Source organism: Streptomyces sp. NPDC102259 (genome assembly GCF_044766465.1).
Lineage (GTDB): Bacteria > Actinomycetota > Actinomycetes > Streptomycetales > Streptomycetaceae > Streptomyces.
Genome location: NZ_JBIWMA010000030.1, coordinates 76,814 through 94,035, shown reverse-complemented (window position 1 = coordinate 94,035; position 17,222 = coordinate 76,814). Strand labels below are relative to the sequence as shown.

The 17,222-nt window shown below is 69.9% G+C and carries 20 protein-coding genes, 1 pseudogene and 2 CRISPR repeat arrays; of the genes and pseudogenes, 7 read left to right on the top strand and 14 right to left on the bottom strand.

What is annotated here, in order from left to right; genetic code table 11:
- Positions 1–91: 91 nt before the first annotated feature.
- The 13 genes from ACIRPU_RS39625 to casB all read right to left on the bottom strand — a co-directional run bounded on the left by ACIRPU_RS39625 (position 92) and on the right by casB (position 10,910).
- Entirely contained in the window at positions 92–250 is a 159-nt protein-coding gene (locus ACIRPU_RS39625) for a hypothetical protein (protein ID WP_403876604.1), read from the bottom strand.
- A gap of 16 nt (positions 251–266) precedes the next feature.
- A complete protein-coding gene (locus ACIRPU_RS39620; RefSeq protein ID WP_403876601.1) occupies positions 267–872 on the bottom strand; it encodes a hypothetical protein in 606 nt (201 codons plus the stop codon).
- 143 nt (positions 873–1,015) lie between these two features.
- Positions 1,016–2,059, bottom strand: coding sequence for a YaaC family protein (locus ACIRPU_RS39615; protein WP_403876598.1), 1,044 nt, complete (start codon positions 2,057–2,059; stop codon positions 1,016–1,018).
- Between the two features lie 121 nt (positions 2,060–2,180).
- On the bottom strand, positions 2,181–2,417 hold the full coding sequence (locus ACIRPU_RS39610) for a DUF6207 family protein (protein WP_402131666.1): 237 nt from the start codon (positions 2,415–2,417) through the stop codon (positions 2,181–2,183).
- 85 nt (positions 2,418–2,502) lie between these two features.
- Positions 2,503–2,667 carry a hypothetical protein gene (locus ACIRPU_RS39605; RefSeq protein WP_403876594.1) on the bottom strand — a complete coding sequence of 55 codons (165 nt, stop codon included), beginning with the start codon at positions 2,665–2,667 and terminating at the stop codon, positions 2,503–2,505.
- A 53-nt stretch (positions 2,668–2,720) separates the two neighbouring features.
- Positions 2,721–2,903, bottom strand: a complete 183-nt coding sequence (locus ACIRPU_RS39600; protein WP_403876618.1) for a hypothetical protein — start codon at positions 2,901–2,903, stop codon at positions 2,721–2,723.
- Between the two features lie 4 nt (positions 2,904–2,907).
- Complete coding sequence (locus ACIRPU_RS39595; RefSeq protein WP_403876591.1) at positions 2,908–4,362, bottom strand: replication-relaxation family protein; 1,455 nt, start codon at positions 4,360–4,362, stop codon at positions 2,908–2,910.
- An 87-nt stretch (positions 4,363–4,449) separates the two neighbouring features.
- Positions 4,450–5,083: a CRISPR direct-repeat array (repeat unit 29 nt; unit sequence CGAAGCACCCCCGCGTCGGCGGGGAGGAC).
- A gap of 67 nt (positions 5,084–5,150) precedes the next feature.
- Positions 5,151–6,398: direct repeats of the CRISPR family, unit length 29 nt; unit sequence CGAAGCACCCCCGCGTCGGCGGGGAGGAC.
- 17 nt (positions 6,399–6,415) lie between these two features.
- Complete coding sequence (cas2e, locus tag ACIRPU_RS39590; RefSeq protein ID WP_403876587.1) at positions 6,416–6,733, bottom strand: type I-E CRISPR-associated endoribonuclease Cas2e; 318 nt, start codon at positions 6,731–6,733, stop codon at positions 6,416–6,418.
- Complete coding sequence (gene cas1e / locus ACIRPU_RS39585; RefSeq protein WP_403876615.1) at positions 6,733–7,674, bottom strand: type I-E CRISPR-associated endonuclease Cas1e; 942 nt, start codon at positions 7,672–7,674, stop codon at positions 6,733–6,735. The genes cas2e and cas1e overlap by 1 nt, the downstream gene beginning before the upstream one ends.
- 56 nt (positions 7,675–7,730) lie before the next feature.
- The gene (gene cas6e, locus ACIRPU_RS39580) at positions 7,731–8,381 is read right to left on the bottom strand and encodes a type I-E CRISPR-associated protein Cas6/Cse3/CasE (RefSeq protein ID WP_403876583.1); all 651 of its coding nucleotides are present in this window, start codon (positions 8,379–8,381) and stop codon (positions 7,731–7,733) included.
- A complete protein-coding gene (cas5e, locus tag ACIRPU_RS39575) occupies positions 8,378–9,148 on the bottom strand; it encodes a type I-E CRISPR-associated protein Cas5/CasD (protein ID WP_403876580.1) in 771 nt (256 codons plus the stop codon). Before cas5e ends, cas6e begins: the two co-directional genes overlap by 4 nt.
- Complete coding sequence (gene cas7e, locus ACIRPU_RS39570; protein WP_403876577.1) at positions 9,145–10,272, bottom strand: type I-E CRISPR-associated protein Cas7/Cse4/CasC; 1,128 nt, start codon at positions 10,270–10,272, stop codon at positions 9,145–9,147. The genes cas5e and cas7e overlap by 4 nt, the downstream gene beginning before the upstream one ends.
- Positions 10,269–10,910: a type I-E CRISPR-associated protein Cse2/CasB gene (casB, locus tag ACIRPU_RS39565; RefSeq protein WP_403876575.1), complete on the bottom strand. Its 642-nt coding sequence runs from the start codon at positions 10,908–10,910 to the stop codon at positions 10,269–10,271. The genes cas7e and casB overlap by 4 nt, the downstream gene beginning before the upstream one ends.
- A gap of 381 nt (positions 10,911–11,291) precedes the next feature.
- Between casB and ACIRPU_RS39560 the strand changes: the two are divergent.
- Positions 11,292–11,675: pseudogene (locus ACIRPU_RS39560) on the top strand (DDE-type integrase/transposase/recombinase); the annotation flags it as partial.
- Between the two features lie 146 nt (positions 11,676–11,821).
- Here the strand turns inward: ACIRPU_RS39560 and ACIRPU_RS39555 are convergent.
- The gene (locus ACIRPU_RS39555) at positions 11,822–12,781 is read right to left on the bottom strand and encodes a helix-turn-helix domain-containing protein (RefSeq protein WP_403876572.1); all 960 of its coding nucleotides are present in this window, start codon (positions 12,779–12,781) and stop codon (positions 11,822–11,824) included.
- 246 nt (positions 12,782–13,027) lie between these two features.
- On the opposite strand from ACIRPU_RS39555, the gene ACIRPU_RS39550 reads away from it, so the two are divergent.
- The 6 genes from ACIRPU_RS39550 to ACIRPU_RS39525 all read left to right on the top strand — a co-directional run bounded on the left by ACIRPU_RS39550 (position 13,028) and on the right by ACIRPU_RS39525 (position 17,222).
- Positions 13,028–13,873, top strand: coding sequence for an SDR family oxidoreductase (locus tag ACIRPU_RS39550; RefSeq protein ID WP_403876570.1), 846 nt, complete (start codon positions 13,028–13,030; stop codon positions 13,871–13,873).
- 75 nt (positions 13,874–13,948) lie between these two features.
- Entirely contained in the window at positions 13,949–14,431 is a 483-nt protein-coding gene (locus tag ACIRPU_RS39545) for a nitroreductase family deazaflavin-dependent oxidoreductase (protein ID WP_403876568.1), read from the top strand.
- 383 nt (positions 14,432–14,814) lie between these two features.
- Positions 14,815–15,795 (top strand): aldo/keto reductase, encoded by a 981-nt coding sequence (locus tag ACIRPU_RS39540; protein ID WP_403876565.1) that lies wholly within the window; start codon positions 14,815–14,817, stop codon positions 15,793–15,795.
- A 90-nt stretch (positions 15,796–15,885) separates the two neighbouring features.
- Positions 15,886–16,425 carry an NAD(P)H-dependent oxidoreductase gene (locus tag ACIRPU_RS39535; RefSeq protein ID WP_403876563.1) on the top strand — a complete coding sequence of 180 codons (540 nt, stop codon included), beginning with the start codon at positions 15,886–15,888 and terminating at the stop codon, positions 16,423–16,425.
- A 42-nt stretch (positions 16,426–16,467) separates the two neighbouring features.
- The gene (locus ACIRPU_RS39530) at positions 16,468–16,920 is read left to right on the top strand and encodes a hypothetical protein (RefSeq protein ID WP_403876613.1); all 453 of its coding nucleotides are present in this window, start codon (positions 16,468–16,470) and stop codon (positions 16,918–16,920) included.
- Positions 16,905–17,222, top strand: a complete 318-nt coding sequence (locus ACIRPU_RS39525; RefSeq protein WP_403876560.1) for a hypothetical protein — start codon at positions 16,905–16,907, stop codon at positions 17,220–17,222. Before ACIRPU_RS39530 ends, ACIRPU_RS39525 begins: the two co-directional genes overlap by 16 nt.

Genomic DNA, 17,222 nt, shown 5'->3' with positions numbered 1-17,222 from the left:
GCCACTCGCTACGACAAGACACGCGAGTCCTACCACGCCGCCGTCACCATCGCCTCAATCCTGCTCTGGATCTGACCTTTGAAGACGATCTCTAGCCGCGCTCGGTTCCCATGCGGGAGAACTTCGACACGGTGGCGCTGTTGGTGAAGATCACGGCGGCCAGGTGCTCGGCCTCGGGCTGGGCGAACAGGCCGCTCGGGATGGTCTTGTCCTTGCGCCGGTGTTCCGTGACGATTTGGGAGTTCAGCACGAGCGAGCCGTGGCGGTCACGGGTGGGGACGTCTCGAATCCCGTAGAGGTACGTCGACAGCGGGCCCGTGGTGAAACAGGGCGCTGGGGTTGTGGAAGGACTGCACTGCCAACACGAAGGGCACGCCCTCGACATGCGGCTTCTCCCAGTAGGCGTGACCCTGCGCATCACGGTGGTCGAGCTTGCGGCGCAGGGCCTTGCCGATCTGGAAGACGAACTCCGCTTCCGCCGCTTCCAGGTCGTCGGGGATGAGACGGCGCACTGCGGAGGCGATGTCGACGTCTTCGGCCGGCTCGCCCTGGGGCGGGTTGGTCGTGGTCGCCTCGATGGCTACAGGGGCGTCACCGCGCACGACGAAGTCCGGTGCTGGGCTGGTGCGGTCCAGTTCCTTGCCCTGCTCACGCAGGGCGGCGAAGAGGGCCAGCTCCAGGACGCGAGCGGAGAAGCCGGCGGTCTGGAACTCACGTACGAAGCTGTGGTCGACGTCGGGGAAGTCGGCGAACACCTCGTCCATGAGACAGCGGGCGGCCGTGTAGCCATGGGCTTCACGGACGTCACGGAATTCGCGGCTGGCCTTCTCCAGCTTCAGCTTCCGGGCGAGGTCAAACAGGCTTCGGTTCAACGTCGGCCTCCAAGGCGCCGGTCAGGCCGGAATGGTGCAGTGGGTGTGCCCGATCGGCAGCGCTGCTCGGGCTGTGAGCCTCGCGGATGGTGGAGTCCTCTGCAGCCCGACTTCCGCGGTGCCCGCGCTGTGCTGGTCGTGGATCAGGTGCTCACTTCTGTGATGGCGTCTGCGATCAGGACGGGCAGGTGGTTGATGGCGTGCTCCAGAAGTCGCTCGATCCGGACCGCGTACTCGCTGGTGTCAACGTTGATGTGCCTGCCCCAGACCGCGGGCTGGTAGCGGCAGAGCATGGACAGCGCGTACAGGACCGCCCACCAGGCCATCAGCGGGTGCAGCTCCCGTTCCATCGGCGGGAGGACGGGCAGGAAGTACCTATCTCCTCGGTACCTGCGGGTCATGGCCCGCAGGTGAGCCAGCCGTTCTGCTCCCGTTGCCATTCCGTCGATTCCTGACCCTGGGGGCATCAACCAGTTGATCGTGAGTTCGCCCCTGTCCCGGTTGTGGATGCCGTAGTCCGGAGGCGCCTCGGAGCCGAGGCTGAGAGCACCGGTCGTCACATAGCTGTCGTGCTGAGCGACGGCCGGATACGCGGTAAGGAACTCTGCCAGGGCTTCACCGGTGCCGGCGTCGACGACCCGGGCGGGGATGTGGGACACGGGGATGCTCAGGAGAGAGTGATGGTGCATGCCGATGCCGCTCTCGTCCGCGTACAGCGGGGTGAGCCGGTCCCTGGTGGTGAGCGGGTAGCGGAGGTTCGTGGGCAGCAGATCCCACACGTCCTCCAGCCGCACCGGGTCCTTCTCCCACACCGGAGAGCCAAGGGCTTCGCTGACCTTCACGAAGCTGCCTTGGGTGCTGCGCTGGTCAGTGCGGATCTGGATGTCGGGGAAGGACAGGTGGAACCCGGTGGCTTTGATCCCGTGGGAGGTGAGGTTCCAGTCCTCGCCCTTGAGCGACCAGGCGGCGGCCGCGATGGCGCGGCCGGCCTGGCTGAGGCCATAGAAGACCTGCATGGGACGCGTCGCAGTTCCTACTGCGGCAGCGGCCTGGAACGTCTGCTCCGACTGTTCGAGGGCTGCCACGTAGGTCTTTTGGCGAGAGCCGGTATCGGCCCTGCCCGGTGGGCTCCAGCGGCTGGCCCTCAGCCGCTCCCATGCCTGAGCGGCGTCGAGATCGAAGTGCATGACCCGGGACGCTACCCGCTGCCGGGTTGACAGCGCAGGGTGATTTTCTCCCTCGCCTACCGGGGCCGTTGCGTAGTGCGACGGGCTCGCCGCCACGTATAGGGCATGGTCGGGCTCGGGCTCACGGCAAGGCTGCGTCCGGTGTCACGGCCGGGCTGACCGGCTGACGCAGGTCCAGGTAGCAGCGCAGCCGTACTCCGGGCTGGCCTGGGTCCCGCGTCGTATGTTCGGCTGTCGCCGTTGCCCACCGGGCGGCGAGCAGCTGCTGGAAGGCGAGCACGGTGGCGTCGTCCGCGGCCGCGACATCGACGACGAGCAGGCCCGGCTCGCTCACGTGCGTTTCGTTGATCGGGTTCATGTTCGGCACTACGCCGTGAAGTCTGGCGAGAGTTCCGGTGATCTGGTGTCTTCACCCGACCGAGTGTGTTCAGCAGCCTCAGCACTCAGGCGGCGTGGAACTCGTGGGCGTGGCCGCCGCGCCACTCCACCCACTGCGGGTCGTCCAAGACGGCCTCGGGATCGGCTACGTCGGCGCCCTCGAGGAACACGACCAGGTCGTGGTCGCTGTAGGCGGTGCCGATGATCTCGTCCCGGCCGCTGCTGTGCACAGTGACTCTCCGGCCGCCCAAGAGCGAGGGTCAGTGCACGATCGGCGCGCTGGTCACGCCTCCAGGGAGACACCGTCGTCGCTCTCCTCCGGCCTCCAGCCGGTGATGTCGAGCAGCAGGCCGTCCAGCGGCCCGCCAACGAGTTCGGCGTAGTCCCGGTCCGGCTTCGGGCCCGGGTGGTCGTGGTCGGCGCCGTAGACCCGGCGGCGCAGCAGCTGCTCGTCATCACGGTCTATCCGTTCAGCCTTGCAGCCGCCACTGACAGCCGGGTCCGGTCGCGTCACCTGCGGAAGCGGGAGAGCCAGGTTCCGCCGGCCTTCTGCTCGGGCACGGCCTGGCCCTGCTCCTCGTGATGGGCCTCGTCCGGCCAGGCTTGCTGGAGGCCGGTGACGAACCGCCCGTCGCAGTCCCCGCACAGCGACGGGTGGGGTTCTGGGGAAGCGCCCCAGCCGACGCGCTCGGTCGCCTTCCACCGTTCGTCGGTGAACGAGGCACCGCACTCGGTGCAGACGGGACGGTGAGGCGAGCGCTGGAAGCTCTGCTGCTCTGCCCCAGGCCGTACCGGCTCCTGGTGCCTGCCTGCCGGCAGCGTGGCGTTCGGCGGCGAGGGTCCGTTGCTTGCAGTCGTCGCACAGGTGCGGGTGGGAGTCCTTCGGGGCTCCCCAGTCGGTCACCTGGGCGACCTCCCACCGTTCGTCGGTGAACCCTCACCCCGCAACCGGTGCCGGGGCGGCGTGCCTCACGCTCGGCTGCCTTCTTCCTCGCCTGCTCCTGGGCTGCCCGCCGCACCTGTGCCTGGTACTCCTCCTGGTGGGCCTTGGCTTCTTCCCGGGCGCGTTCGTCGGCCGCCTCACGGCGGGGGTTGCCGATCGCTTCCCGCAGGGGCTGCTTGTGGTCGCGGCCGAAGCGCAGGAACACCCGTCCGGCCGGGCCGTGCTCGCGCAGCTGGTTCAGGCCGGTCGCGATGATCGGGATCCTCCCGTCGTAATGGTGGTAGCCGCCCTTCTGCCGCTCCCCCTGCCACAGGTGCCGGGTGAGTTCTGCCAGGCGCGGGACGGTGCGGTCGGGGTTGCGCTCGCCGACGCGGTTGAACACCAGCAGAACGGGCGGGTACGCCGCATCGCCGGACCAGGTGTCCGGAGCGCTCCAGCGGGTGCGCCACATCGGGCGCTCACGGCCGTCGGTGTCCTTCACCTTCCGCCTCAAGAACCGGGCGTACTTCTCCAGCTTGTCGGCGAGCTCCTCAGCACTCTCGTGGCAGTTGTCGACCTCAATGAACAGCAGCGGCACCTGGTCCTGCGGTGCGGTGAGAACCAGGTCGGCCTGGGCGCCGCCCTTGCCGGGCGTGTTCCACGTGCCGGTGGCGGGCAGCGGGACCTCGGTCCAGTACGAGGCGATGGTGCCGATGCCGTCTGTTGCGTCGACGGCGGCCTGGGCGGCGGCCTGGACGTGCGGCGGGTCGTCGGCGAGCTTGGCCATGTTCGGCTTCGGGCGCAGCATCGCGATCACGGTCTCGTTGACCGCCATCGGGTGGGAGGCACCGCTGGAGCCCGCGCCGCGCGCGGTAGAGCCCATCTCCCCCGCCGGGCGCCGCAGCTCGTAGGAGGCGGCCTCCAGGCCCTTGAGGGTGAGGTTGCGCAGGGAGTCCCCCGTCTCGGTCGATCCGCCGTTCTCGGACAGGCCGTGCCCCCGCATGTCGGAGAGCGCGCCGGTGTGCGAGGCGGTACGGGCCTGCTTCTGCTTCGACGCGGTCTCCTTGCCGGCGTGCCGGAAGCTCAGGTGCGGAGCACCGCCGCGTCGGCGGGGAGGACGCCATCACGATCGCCTTGAAGGTCTCGGACTTCGAAGAACCCCCGCGTCGGCGGGGAGGACAGCGTCCGCGGAGATTTCGGCGGACTCCTCGCCGAAGCACCCCCGCTTCGGCGGGGAGGACCTGGGCCGTCGGCCGCCGCGAGGACGCCGAAGCACCCCCGCGTCGGCGGGGAGGACAGCTCGTCGAGGATCGTCACGATGTCGTCGATCGAAGCACCCCCGCGTCGGCGGGGAGGACCCGGTCGGCGTTGTCGAGGAGGGTCCAGGCGCCGAAGCACCCCCGCGTCGGCGGGGAGGACCCCGTTGCCACCTCGTACGCGTACTTCCAGGTCGAAGCACCCCCGCGTCGGCGGGGAGGACGACGCCGCCGCCCGCCCGGCGTAGTACTCCGCCGAAGCACCCCCGCGTCGGCGGGGAGGACCCGGCGCGCGTTGCCGGGGAACGGCTCGAGGTCGAAGCACCCCCGCGTCGGCGGGGAGGACACACCGTCTCCCTTCACGTCGACCGGGGCGAGCGAAGCACCCCCGCGTCGGCGGGGAGGACCCGCGGAGCTCAACCACGACGACCGGGAACTTCGAAGCACCCCCGCGTCGGCGGGGAGGACGAAGCGCCCCCACGCCCACGCGTGCCGGGGAGGACGTCAGCATGGCCGCCTCCTATCCGGTGGCACGCGAAGCACCCCCGCGTCGGCGGGGAGGACCGGGCGGAGGATCGCGAGGTGCTGCTCCTGAACGAAGCACCCCCGCGTCGGCGGGGAGGACTTCTTCGCCGTCGGCCTTGCGGTCGATGGCGGCGAAGCACCCCCGCGTCGGCGGGGAGGACCACTTCTCCTCGATCGTGCGTGTCTCCTCCGGCGAAGCACCCCCGCGTCGGCGGGGAGGACGTTGGGCAGGACGGGCAAGGGTCCGTCGTGGACGAAGCACCCCCGCGTCGGCGGGGAGGACTGTCCAGGAAGACGGCCAGACCGGTTTCCTACCGAAGCACCCCCGCGTCGGCGGGGAGGACACCGTCGGAGCGCTGGACGCTCTGTGGTGTGTCGAAGCACCCCCGCGTCGGCGGGGAGGACGACTGGTCGCCGGACAGGGCCATCGTGGACGACGAAGCACCCCCGCGTCGGCGGGGAGGACCTGGACACCCCGCCGCCCACCACCCTGCGCACCGAAGCACCCCCGCGTCGGCGGGGAGGACCCAAGCACGCCCCGGCCAAGCAGGCCCAGCCGCGAAGCACCCCCGCGTCGGCGGGGAGGACACCCCCTGACCCGGCTCCCCAGTCCCGGCCGACGAAGCACCCCCGCGTCGGCGGGGAGGACGCGTACACGCTCGCCGCTTCGACCCTGGCTTGCGAAGCACCCCGCGTCGGCGGGGAGGACCCAGGGAGTAAGTCGATGTCGATGGGAGGCAGCGAAGCACCCCCGCGTCGGCGGGGAGGACCCCCGCGGGTGCGGGGAGCAGAGGACGCCGTCCGAAGCACCCCCGCGTCGGCGGGGAGGACCAGCGCATCCGGGACGCGCTGAACGACCTGGACGAAGCACCCCCGCGTCGGCGGGGAGGACGTGGGCTGGACGATCACCTCGGGTTGGCCGGGCGAAGCACCCCCGCGTCGGCGAGGAGGACTTGAATTGCGCGCCGGTGAGAACGGGTTCGGGCGAAGCACCCCCGCGTCGGCGGGGAGGACGCCGTCGCGGTCGTCCTTGGCCATGCGGACGGCGAAGCACCCCCGCGTCGGCGGGGAGGACGCCTGCCGTTGGGCGCGCTCGTGCTGGTTCGGCGAAGCACCCCCGCGTCGGCGGGGAGGACAACATCCGTTCGCTGCCGAACGCCATGGCGATCGAAGCACCCCCGCGTCGGCGGGGAGGACGTGGACGACGATGCGATGCCGCAGCGGGCAGGCGAAGCACCCCCGCGTCGGCGGGGAGGACCCTTCGCGACCTACGACTCATGAAGGGCTTTGCTGGTTCTTTGCCTGAGTCATGGCTGTCATTCGGATGAGGGTGAGGCCGTCGAAGTCTTCGGGGACGCGGCGGCGGGTTCCTGCGGTGCGGATGGCGTAGCCCTGTTCGGTGGGTGCTGGGTGAATAAGGACGGCTGCTCCGTTGCCGACGGTTTCGGTGACAGCTTGCCAGAGGTGGTCGCGTACGCGGGCGGAGACGGAGCCGACGAAAATGCCGGGTACTACTTCGCTGGTCCACCGGCTCAGGGCGCCGCGCAGGTGGTCGGGAACTGCGGTGGTGGCGATCACCAGCATGGACGGCATCAGCCACCGCCTGACGCGTAGTTGATGCCAGCCGGCAGGGTGCCTGCCTTGGGATCCCACAGGTGGACCATCTGGACGTCGCGCCGCTCGGAACGGTCTTCGCCATCTGCGTCGGCGTCGGCCTGTGCTGGTGTCAGCAGGGTTTGGACGTCGTGGACGATGCGGGGCAGCAGACGCAGGAGGCGGAGGTCTTCGCGGAAGCGGCGGCGGGCTTCCTGTTCGGGGTCGGCGGACTGGTGCAGGGCGAAGGCGAGGGGCAGGGTGGTTTCTGCTTTGTAGAGGTCGGCGATGTCGTAGACGAAGGCGTGCTGGGTGCCGGCGTGGACGAAGCCGAGGGCGGGTGACAGGCCCAGGGCGAGCAGGGTTGCGTGGACGATGCCGTACAGGCAGGTGTTGGCGGCGGACAGGGCGAGGTTGACGGGGTCCTGGGCCTGCCACTGGTCGGGGTGGTAGGAGCGGCGGAAGCGGCCGATGCCGTGCTGCTGGGCGAGGATCTTGTAGAGGGCTTTCATGCGCTGGCCCTCCATGCCGCGCAGCTGCTCCAGGGTGACGGCATCGGGGAGTTCGCTGGCGTCGAAGCGCATGCCGTACATGCGTCTGGCGATGTCCAGGCGCCGGGCGGGCTCGGCCCAGGCAGTGACCTGCTGTTCGAGCCAGTGGGTGGTCAGCGAGTCGGGCAGGATGCCGGCGTAGGCGCGCACGCCTCCCGCTCCGGTGCAGACCACGCTGGTGCCATGGCGCGCCAGCGTGGTCAGGGCGGGGGTGGTGATGGACACGCCCGGGCCGAGCAGCAGGCAGGACAGCGCGGCGGTGGGGAGGTAGACCAGGTCGGTCCGGTCTTCGCCGACTTGGATCTGTGCGCATACGCCGGTGTCGTCCTGAACGACGCGGACCATGTCCAGGTAGAGGAACGACAGGGAGTCGGCGACGCGGGGCAGCATGGCCAGCGTGGGTGCGGCCAGGCGTCGGCGCGCCTGGCCGCCTTTGTCTGTTGTGCTCACGTGGTGCTGGCCGGGGCGAGGCTGAGCAGGCCGGCTCCGTAGGGTTTGCCGCGGCCGATGCCGTTCAGGACAGCCTGGGCCAGGGAGTCGGGGTCGGTGACGGTGGCGGTGCCGTCGTAGCGGATCAGGCTGTGCCGCATCGGCGGGGCCTGTTGGCCCTGGGGGCGTACGGGGGCCAGGTTGCTGGGTGTCAGGACGTGGAGGTTCAGGCCGGCGTCGGCGGCGCGGCGAAGCCACCACTGGTCGGCTTCCGTCCCCGACAGGGGGACGATCCTGCCGCGCTTGTTCTTCTGATCCAGCGGGAGGCGTTCGCGTTTGGCGGGGTTGAGGACGATGCGGTAGCGGACGGCGAGCCCTTTGCGTAGCGCGGAGAACATGGGTGCCAGGTCTTTGATCTCGGCGTGGCCGTAGCCGGCAGGGAGCAGTGCCGGGTCGAGGTGGGCGCCTTGGACGAGGAGGGTGCTGGAGGTGTCGGTCTCCTCGAGCCGGTACAGCAGGCCGGCCTGCAGGCGTGGCGAGTCGCCCAGGTTGTCGGGGACCATGCGCATCACGGTGCGGTGCATCTGGGTGGCGTCGCGCAGGTCGCGGTGCACGGCGCGGTGTTGGGGGTTGAGGCGGATGCGGGCGAGGACCGGGTAGTCGTTCATGGGCTGTCCTCGGTGTGGGCGTAGTCGATCAGTCGCCGCATGAGGGTGTGCTGGGGGCCGGCCAGGGTCTGGGGCAGCGGTTCAACGCTCTTGTAGAGGCGGCGCATGCGGTGGCTGCGGCCGTGTGGGGAGAAGCTGACCGGGATGTCGTTGACGTCGAGGGTGTGGGCCCAGGGTCCGCTCTGTTCGGGCGGCGGGTCTTCGCGTAGGAACTCCACATCGACGGTGTCGCTTTCGCGGCCCGTTGGAGCGCTGCGGCTGAGCGGGACGTGGCAGCGCAGTTCGGTTTCGGGGTCCTCGACGTGGGTGCGCAGCACGAATGGCTCGTCCGGCATGCAGGAGCGGCGGCCCAGGTAGGGGGCCCAGTGCGGGCGGCGCAGCGCCTGCGCCAGCTGGTTCACGCTCTGGTCGGGGCCGGTGACGGCGACGACGAAGACGGCGTCGGACAGGTAGTGGCGCCGGGTGATTACCGCAGCGCCTTTGTTGCTGCCGCCGCTGGTGGCGGCGGTGCGTGCCTTGGGGAGGCCGCCGCCGACGGTGTGGTAGTCGATGACCCGTGTGCCTGGGCGGTCGACGCGGACGGTGAGGCGCAGGTGGTCGTAGCGGTCGGGAAGGTGGTCGTCGCGGCCGATGCCCTCCGCGGCGGCGAACAGTCCGATGAGGGCGGAGCGGGTGGGGAAGGGGGCGGTGTCCCGCACGGCGCTGAAGGCGGAGCGTTCTCCCCACGACTGCAGGGGGCCGGCCAGGCGCAGCAGGATTGCGCTCACTGCTGTTCTCCGGACTGGGGCAGGCCTGCTTCCAGGGCGGCTTCGATCAGCTCGTCGTAGGAGTCGCGTGCCTCGCCCAGGCCGGTGAGGTGTTCGTCGGGGGCGATGGTGGCGTGGCCGTGGAAGCGGCGGCTGCGGTTGCCTGTGAGCCGGTTGATTTCGTGCGCGTAGGCCGCGAGTGCCTGGCGGGAGCTGGTCGAGAAGCCTCCCCGGAGGTCGGCGGTCACGGGGGTTTCGAAGGCGGCGGCCAGGGAGAGCGGGCGGTGTTCGCGCACTGCCAGGTAGGCCAGGTCGGGCAGGGTGTGCGGGGCGGTGCTGTTGCGTTTGGCCTGGGGCAGAGAGAGCAGGAAGTGCTCGGCGAAGGCGGCCAGGACGGTGCGGGCGGCCTTGGTGTCGCCTTCGAGGTTCTTGACCAGGTCGGTGATGTTGACGGTGGCGTAGCGGTAGAAGACTCCGGCGCTGAACTCGGCGGTGTCCAGGTGGGCGCTTCCGGTTTCGGCCTCGCCCAGCCAGTCGTCGACGGCGGTGAAGTAGTCGCGCTGCGGCTCGGCGGTGTGGGTGGTGAAGGCGTGGGCGACCTGGGCGGCGCCGTCGACGTTGGCGTCGGGCAGTTCCGCCAGCATCCGTCCCAGCAGGCTGATGGAGGCGGTGCGCCGCTTGAGGATCTCCTCGATCCGGGCGGGGGGCAGCAGCTGTCCGGGCTTCTTGTTGTTCTGCCCCTTCTCCAGCGCTTCGCGGTGCTCGGCGCAGACTGCGGCCAGTTCGTCGATGGCGGCTTCGGGCAGGAACAGCAGGACGGAGGTGTGCCCTTCCTTCTCTGTGCCGATGCCTTTCTTCCCGGCGCTGGCGGCGACCTGCGATCCGGCGAACTCCGCAAGATCGGCCGGCCATCCGGACTTCTCCAGGGCCTGCTTGACCTTGACGGGAACCAGGCGGGTGCGGGCGGCCTTCTCGCCCAGGTCCTGCTCGACGCCGTGGCGGATGACCCGCTTCCAGGACTGGCTGGAGACCCGGATACGGGGCGCGTTGCCGTAACGGACCTGCTTGGGAGAGCCGAGATCGTCCCGGTTGAGATTCGCGGCCGGCACCGACTGCAGGGCGCTCAGGTCCAGGTAGAGGGTCATCGCTGGTTCTCCTCGGTCACGTCAGGGGTTTCGTCGGCGCCCGGGTCGTCGGGCGTGATCTGGGCGCTGGTGATACGGAAATAGCCTTCGAGCCAGGCGGTGGCGATGCGGTCACGGTCGCGGTTCCACCAGGCCAGGTCCTCCAGCAGGACCGCCCAGTCCACCGGGATGCCGCCGCTCATGAGCTGGCGGGTCAGGGCGGGCAGGCCCGGGTGGACGGCGTCGGCGGACTGCCGCGACATCAGATGCAGGGCGCTTTCGGCCGAAGCCGGTTTCAGGACGCCTTGGGTGACGGCCCGCCCGAGGGCGGCGCCGAGGTTCGCGCGGGCGCGCCGGGCGGCGCCCCCCTCGCCGTCCGCCGCGCCCGGGGCCGGCAGGTCGCGGGCCGTGCGCGGGCGTGCGGCGATCAGCGCGGCCACCGCGTAGTGGGCGCGCTTGGCATCGGGGTGCGCCTCGGCTGTCCACGGCACGAGGTAGCGGTGCAGGTAGTTGCATCGCTCGACGGGCAGACCGAGCCCCCGGCGTAGTTCGGCCCTCGTCTGCTTGGACTCGCACAGGCCGAGCACGTAGGCCACGAAACGGTCGGACGGTCGTGAGGGCTTCTTCGTCGTCGTGGGCGCCGGAGCGGAAAGGGTCATGGCACATCCCTGGTAGACGAGGGCAAAAGAGACGATGAGCGGGTGGCGTCGCGGCTTGCCGGGCCGGCCAGGTCAGGCAGTGCGCGCAGCGGGCAGCAGTGCGAGCAGAAGGGCGCGGGCACGGGCACGGGCCCGCGCGACCCGGATGTCGGCGCGGTTCGCCTGACCGATCGCCTCGTCCAGCGCGCTCAGCGCCGCCTCGACGAACGGCCGCTCGATGGCGCCCGCGGTCTGTTCCGGTGTGGCCAGACGCCAGAACTCCCGTTCGGCGGCAGGCCAGTAGCGGGCCAGCGCTGCCGATGCCCAGGGGCCGGGCTTGCGCTGATCGATTCTGACCTTGGCTTTGGCAGAAGGGTCGGCTTGTGCGTCGGTGGCGAGCCGGACAAGGCCGCGGCCAGGCGTTTCTTCCGCCGCCTGCTGAAGAGGACGGGTGTGGTGCCGCGGGTGATCGTCACCGACAAGCTCCGCTCCTACGGCGCGGCCCACCGCGAGGTCATGCCCTCCGTCGAACACCGCTCCCATAAGGGCCTGAACAACCGGGCGGAGAACAGCCACCAGCCCACCAGGCAGCGCGAACGGGCGATGAAAGGCTTGCGCTCCGTGGGCGGAGCGCAGCGGTTCCTGTCCGCGTTCAGCGGCATCTCGCCCCACTTCCGGCCCCGCCGCCATCTGATGCCCGCACACGACTCCCGAGCCGAGATGACCGTCCGCTTCGCAATCTGGGAGCACATCACCGGAGTCGCCGGCCTCGCCGCCACGGCCTGACCACAGGCCGGACCCGGGCTCCACCACATCACGACGCGCCATCAGACAGCCACCCACCCAACAACGTGACAGTGCCGTACCGCGAGCTGGAGTGCAACGTCACCCCAGCGGTCTCAGGCCACAGATCGACTCGCGGCGCTCGTCGGTCAGTCGGGCGTCTCGCCCGAGTCAGCGGGCTGGGAGTCGTTGGTCGGCGCGCACCGCTCGATGTCGTCGTTGGTCGCGGCCCAGCTGGCCAGCAGGTTCAGGGCGTCCTGCGAGGGTGAGTGGGGTTCAGCGGTGTAGGTGAGGAGGAACTGGCTGGGGCCGTCGGGGAGCGGGAAGGTTTCGAAGGGCAGGTCGAGGTCGCCGACGACCGGGTGGTGGAGGAGTTTCACGCCGGTGGTGTGCATGCGGACGTTGTGGGCGGCCCAGCGGTGGCGGAATTCCTCGCTGCGGGTGGACAGCTCCCCGATCAGGTCCGTCAGCCGTCGGTCGTAGAGGTCGCGGCCGGCCTCGGCGCGCAGCATGGCGACCGTGTCGTTGGCGACTTCGTCCCAGTGGCGGAAGAACTGGGTCGCGTGCGGGCTGAGGAAGACGAACCGGGCGTTGTTCGGCGGCCGTGCCGGGTCGGCGTAGACGGGGGAGAACAGGGCGCGCCCGAGGTGGTTGGCGGCCAGGATGTCGCCGCGGCCGCTGAGGATGAACGCGGGTGTGCCGGCCATTGAGTCGAGGACGCGCTGCACCGCGGGCCGTACACGCAGCTGGGCGGGTCGGCGGCGTGGCGGGCGGGTCGTGCCGGCGCCGCGCAGGAGGTCGAGCAGGTGGATGCGTTCGGCCTCGTCGAGCTGCAGTGCTTGGGCGATGCCGTCGATGACGCTCTCGGAGACTCCGGTGGCGTTGCCGCGTTCCAGACGTGTGTAGTACTCGCTGGAGATGCCCGCGAGGAGGGCGACCTCCTCGCGGCGCAGCCCGGTGACCCGTCGGCGCTCTCCGCCGTACAGGGGCAGGCCAGCCTGCTCGGGGGTGACCTTGGCCCGTCGCGTGCCGAGGAATTCCCGGATCTCCGCGCGGAAATCATCGCGGATGTCGCGGTTGCTGCCTTGTGGGTCGTTTCTGCCTGCCATGCCCTTCACTCTACGAGCGCATCCGCCGGGCTGGGGGTCCCTCTCAGTGACCCCCTCATCAGGGACTCCCACCCTCGCGTGACAGCGGGTTTTGTTGGTGGTGCACCGTCCACGGCGGTGTGAACGGCCCGGCCAGGGCGGCGCCTGCGCTGCCGGTCTCCAGGTTCCGCGTGGCGCTGTCGGTGCCGCACGCATCCCCCCGCACAGACCAGGTGCCGGAGCACGGCGTCTGAAAGGAATTCCCTCATGAGCAAGGTCATTCTCGTCACCGGTGCCGGACGCGGTCTGGGCACGGACATCGCCCGCGAGGCCCTCGCCGCCGGCCACCAGGTCGTCGCCACCGGCCGCCGTCCCGAAGAGGTCGAGAAGACCCTCGGTGGGCCGCGGGACGATCTGCTGGTCACCAGGCTCGACGTCACCATCCTGGAGGACGCCGAGGCCGCCGCGCAGGCAGCCGTCGACCGCTTCGGCCGCATCGATGTCCTGATCAACAACGCCGGGAACCTCTTCACCGGCTACTTCGAGGAGATCTCGCCCGCGCAGATGCGCCGGCAGTTCGAGACCAACCTCTTCGGCCCGATGAACGTCACCCGCGCCGTCCTGCCGATCATGCGCAGGCAGCGCGAGGGCCACGTCATCACCATCACCTCGGCCGCCGGGCTGGTCGGTATGGAGTTCACCTCGGCCTATGCAGCCTCCAAGTTCGCGGAAGAGGGCTGGATGGAGTCCCTGCGCTACGACGTCGAGCCGTACAACATCCACACCACCGTCGTGGAGCCCGGCTACTTCCGCACCGAACTCCTCGTGGACGGCTCCACCACCTGGCCCGAGCTGTCCATCGACGACTACGCCCCGCGCACCGCCCCGAGGATCGAGGGCATGAAGAGCATGAACGGGAAGCAGCCCGGCGATCCCGCCAAGCTCGCCCGCGCCCTGCTGACCATCGCCCAGCAGGAGAAGCCGCTGCTGCGATTCGTCGCCGGTGCGGACGCCATCGAGGCCGCCGAAGCCAAGGCGACGGAGCTCCTCGCTCAGGCCGAGGCATCCCGCGAACTGGGCGGCGCCCTGGCCTACGACGACGCCCACGCCTGAGCACCACGCCCCGCACCCAGGCCAGGACAGAGGAGCGCGCCGGGTGCGCGTTTCGACAGCAGGGAGAGAGTCAACATGCCCCTCAAAGGCGAGTACGAGCCGAGCAAGGCGCAGTTTGTGCGTGACCAGGTGGAGCTGTATGAGAGCTCCGGCGGTACGCAGGGAATCACGCTGAGTGTGCTGGTCGCACGGGAAGAGGACGAGAGGCTCCGGGACCTGCCCGTCGTCATCCTGACCACCCTGGGCGCGAAGAGCGGCAAGATCCGCAAGACGCCGGTCATGCGGGTGGAGCACGATGGCTCCTACGCCGTCATCGCCTCCATGGCGGGAGCCCCCACCCACCCCGTCTGGTACCACAACGCGGTGGCCGATCCCCGGGTCGAGCTGCAGGACGGGCCGGTGCGCCAGGACATGCTGGCACGCGAGGTGACCGGGGACGAGAAGGCCCTGTGGTGGGCCCGAGCCGTTGAGGCGTTCCCCGACTATGCCGCGTACCAGAAGAACACGGACCGTGAGATCCCGGTCCTCGTTCTGGAGCCGGCGGCCCACGAGCACTGACCCGGCGCAGCCGGTTCAACCCAGAGGTCCCCCGCCGCCTGGTCCTGCCGACACCAGCGTCGGACCCCACCTGACAGGGGCCGGTTCGCATCCCCCGTGATCGGCCGGGTGCGCGCCCGGCTTGCCTGGGTGAAGCACATCACGGACGACCGCGGCACGGCTGTCCACGGCAGCTTGACCTGCAACCACATCCACGTCTGAGCATCAGGCCAGGCCGAGGCCGGCAGCCACCGGGTGCGCCTGCGGCCCCGGCCCGCGACCCGGCCGACGGCGCCCGTGTCGACAGCACGCGGATCACCCCAGCACGGTCCGCCAACGGGTGGCGCACCCCACTACGCACGACCACCGACCGGCCTGACGGCCGTCACGACAAGGAGTACTTGATGAAGCACGTATCACTGGGCGGGCTCGATGTCTCCCGCATCGGCCTGGGAGCCATGACCATGGCCGGCACCTACACGACGGGCGGGGGCCTCGATGACGCCGAGTCGATCCGCACCATCCATCGTGCGCTGGACCTCGGCGTTACCCACATCGACACGGCCGAGATCTATGGCCCCTTCCACAGCGAGGAAATCGTCGGCCAGGCCATCAAGGGCCGTCGCGACGACGTCGTCGTGGCGACGAAGTTCGGTCTCGTCTCGCACGCTGGCGACGGCCCCGGCGTCATCGACAGCAAGGCTGCCAACGTGAAGACCGCGGTCGAAGGCTCGCTCCTGCGGCTCGGCACCGACCACATCGACCTGTACTACCAGCACCGCGTCGACCCGAACACCCCCATCGAGGAGACCGTCGGCGCGCTGGCAGAGCTGGTCGCCGAGGGCAAGGTGCGCCATATCGGACTCTCGGAGGCCGGACCTGAGACGATCCGCCGGGCACACGCCGTGCATCCGGTGGCCGCGCTGCAGACCGAATACTCCCTGTGGACGCGTGACGTCGAGGCCGAGATCCTCCCGCTGCTGCGGGAGTTGGGCATCGGGTTCGTGCCCTACTCCCCGCTCGGCCACGGCCTGCTGACCGGGCAGATCCGCACCGTCGACGACTTCGCCGACGACGACTGGCGCAAGACCAACCCGCGCTTCACCGGCGAGAACTTCCAGCGCAACCTGCGCATCGTCGACGAGGTGCGGGCCATCGGCGCCGAGATCGGAGCCACCCCGGCACAGACCGCGCTGGCATGGCTGCTGACCCGCGGTGACGACATCGCCCCCATCCCCGGAACCCGCCGGGTCTCACGCGTCGAGGAGAACACCGCTGCCGACGGTGTGGAACTCACCGCCGCCCAGCTCGGCCGCCTCAACAACCTCACACCGGCCGCGGGCGAACGCCACGACGAGGCCAACATGGCCACCATCGACCGGTGATCTGACGCCCTGGCGACCTGCTGACCCGTCACACCCGACCGGCCCGCATCTGCTCATCCATTTCACTGATCACCGAAAAGGTTCCGCATCATGCCCAAGGTTCTCCTTGTCGTAGGTCACCCCGACCTGTCCCAGTCGAAGGCCAACAAGGCCCTGGTGAACGCCGTCCGCGACCTGGCCCATGTCACCGTGCACGACCTCTACGCCACCTACCCCGACTTCCAGATCGACGCCGACGCAGAGCAGGCACTGCTGGCCGAACACGATGTGATCGTCTTCCAGCACCCGGTGTTCTGGTACAACACCACCCCTCTGTTCAAGCAGTGGCAGGACAGGGTCTTCACCCTCGGCTGGGCCTTCACCATGGACGGCTCTGCCTCGCAGCTGGCCGGCAAGAAGGCCGTCGTCGCCGTCACCACCGGCGTCCCCGCCGACCACTACACCCCCGAAGGCTCGAACCAGGCCACCGTCGAAACCCTTCTCAGCAACTGGCACGCCACCCTGCGGCTCTGCCAGTTCGACATCCAGCCGATGGTCAAGCTGTACGGCACGGCTTTCGGCCTCTCCGACCAGGACCTGGCCACCGCCGCCAAGCAGTACAACGAACTGCTCGCCTCCTTCGCCGCCTGACCGCACTCTCACGAGGACAGCCGCTCGCCGCCCGTGATCGACATGGCGCCGGACTCTATCCCGCGGACAGTTCAACAGCGCATAACCGAAGTAGGACGGATTTCGGGCTCTCGTCTCCGTCGACGCCGGCCAGGTAGTGCTGCGCTCCAGGCGCGGCACAGAATGGGGCCGTCGTTTCCAGAGGTCGTGGCCGGGGCCGTGCAGCTGCCGGACGCGACCTCGTTGGACGGCGAGCTGGTCGTATGGGACGCCGCAGGCCGTCTCGCCTTCGAGCGGCTGCAGAACCGGCTTGCCCGGCGTGGTGCCGGGGCGGCCCGGGCGGCGCAGGAGTGGCCGGCCCACTTCGTCGCGTTTGATCTGCTGCGGCTGTCCGGGACGGACACCATCGGCGGCGCAGGGCCGCGCTGGAGTCCGTGTTCGCCGCCCGTCGGCTGTCGGCGCCGTAGGCCCTGTGCCCGTCGACCACCGAGGCCGACGTCGTGCGCGATTGGCTGACGTGGGCGTCGGTCGGGATGGAGGGTGTGGTCTTCAAGAGGCTCAATGACGCCTACCGCCCGTCAGTAAGGGGCTGGCAGAAATACAAGATCCGCGAGACGAGCGAGGCCATCGTCGGCGCGATCACCGGCTCTCCGGCCGCTCCCCGCACGCTGCTGCTCGGCTTCAGTACGTCGGCCGCACCACCACCCTCGCCCAAGCGGCAGGTGCGGCGGTCGCCAGCCTGCTCGCTGCAGGGCGACGCGGTCATCCGTGGACAGGCTGGTCGTTCTCCGCCGGATGGGGCAGCCAGAAAAAGCTGA

Coding starts and splice junctions, on each gene's coding strand:
- casB (WP_403876575.1), bottom strand. CDS start 10,910: ATGACCCTTTCCGCTCCGGCGCCCACGACGACGAAGAAGCCCTCACGA.
- cas1e (WP_403876615.1), bottom strand. CDS start 7,674: ATGCTGCCCCGCGTCGCCGACTCCCTGTCGTTCCTCTACCTGGACATG.
- ACIRPU_RS39595 (WP_403876591.1), bottom strand. CDS start 4,362: ATGCGGGGGCACGGCCTGTCCGAGAACGGCGGATCGACCGAGACGGGG.
- ACIRPU_RS39540 (WP_403876565.1), top strand. CDS start 14,815: ATGAAGCACGTATCACTGGGCGGGCTCGATGTCTCCCGCATCGGCCTG.
- cas6e (WP_403876583.1), bottom strand. CDS start 8,381: ATGAACGACTACCCGGTCCTCGCCCGCATCCGCCTCAACCCCCAACAC.
- ACIRPU_RS39555 (WP_403876572.1), bottom strand. CDS start 12,781: ATGGCAGGCAGAAACGACCCACAAGGCAGCAACCGCGACATCCGCGAT.
- ACIRPU_RS39610 (WP_402131666.1), bottom strand. CDS start 2,417: ATGAACCCGATCAACGAAACGCACGTGAGCGAGCCGGGCCTGCTCGTC.
- cas7e (WP_403876577.1), bottom strand. CDS start 10,272: ATGACCCTCTACCTGGACCTGAGCGCCCTGCAGTCGGTGCCGGCCGCG.
- ACIRPU_RS39535 (WP_403876563.1), top strand. CDS start 15,886: ATGCCCAAGGTTCTCCTTGTCGTAGGTCACCCCGACCTGTCCCAGTCG.
- ACIRPU_RS39530 (WP_403876613.1), top strand. CDS start 16,468: ATGGCGCCGGACTCTATCCCGCGGACAGTTCAACAGCGCATAACCGAA.
- ACIRPU_RS39615 (WP_403876598.1), bottom strand. CDS start 2,059: ATGCACTTCGATCTCGACGCCGCTCAGGCATGGGAGCGGCTGAGGGCC.
- ACIRPU_RS39545 (WP_403876568.1), top strand. CDS start 13,949: ATGCCCCTCAAAGGCGAGTACGAGCCGAGCAAGGCGCAGTTTGTGCGT.
- cas2e (WP_403876587.1), bottom strand. CDS start 6,733: ATGCCGTCCATGCTGGTGATCGCCACCACCGCAGTTCCCGACCACCTG.
- ACIRPU_RS39550 (WP_403876570.1), top strand. CDS start 13,028: ATGAGCAAGGTCATTCTCGTCACCGGTGCCGGACGCGGTCTGGGCACG.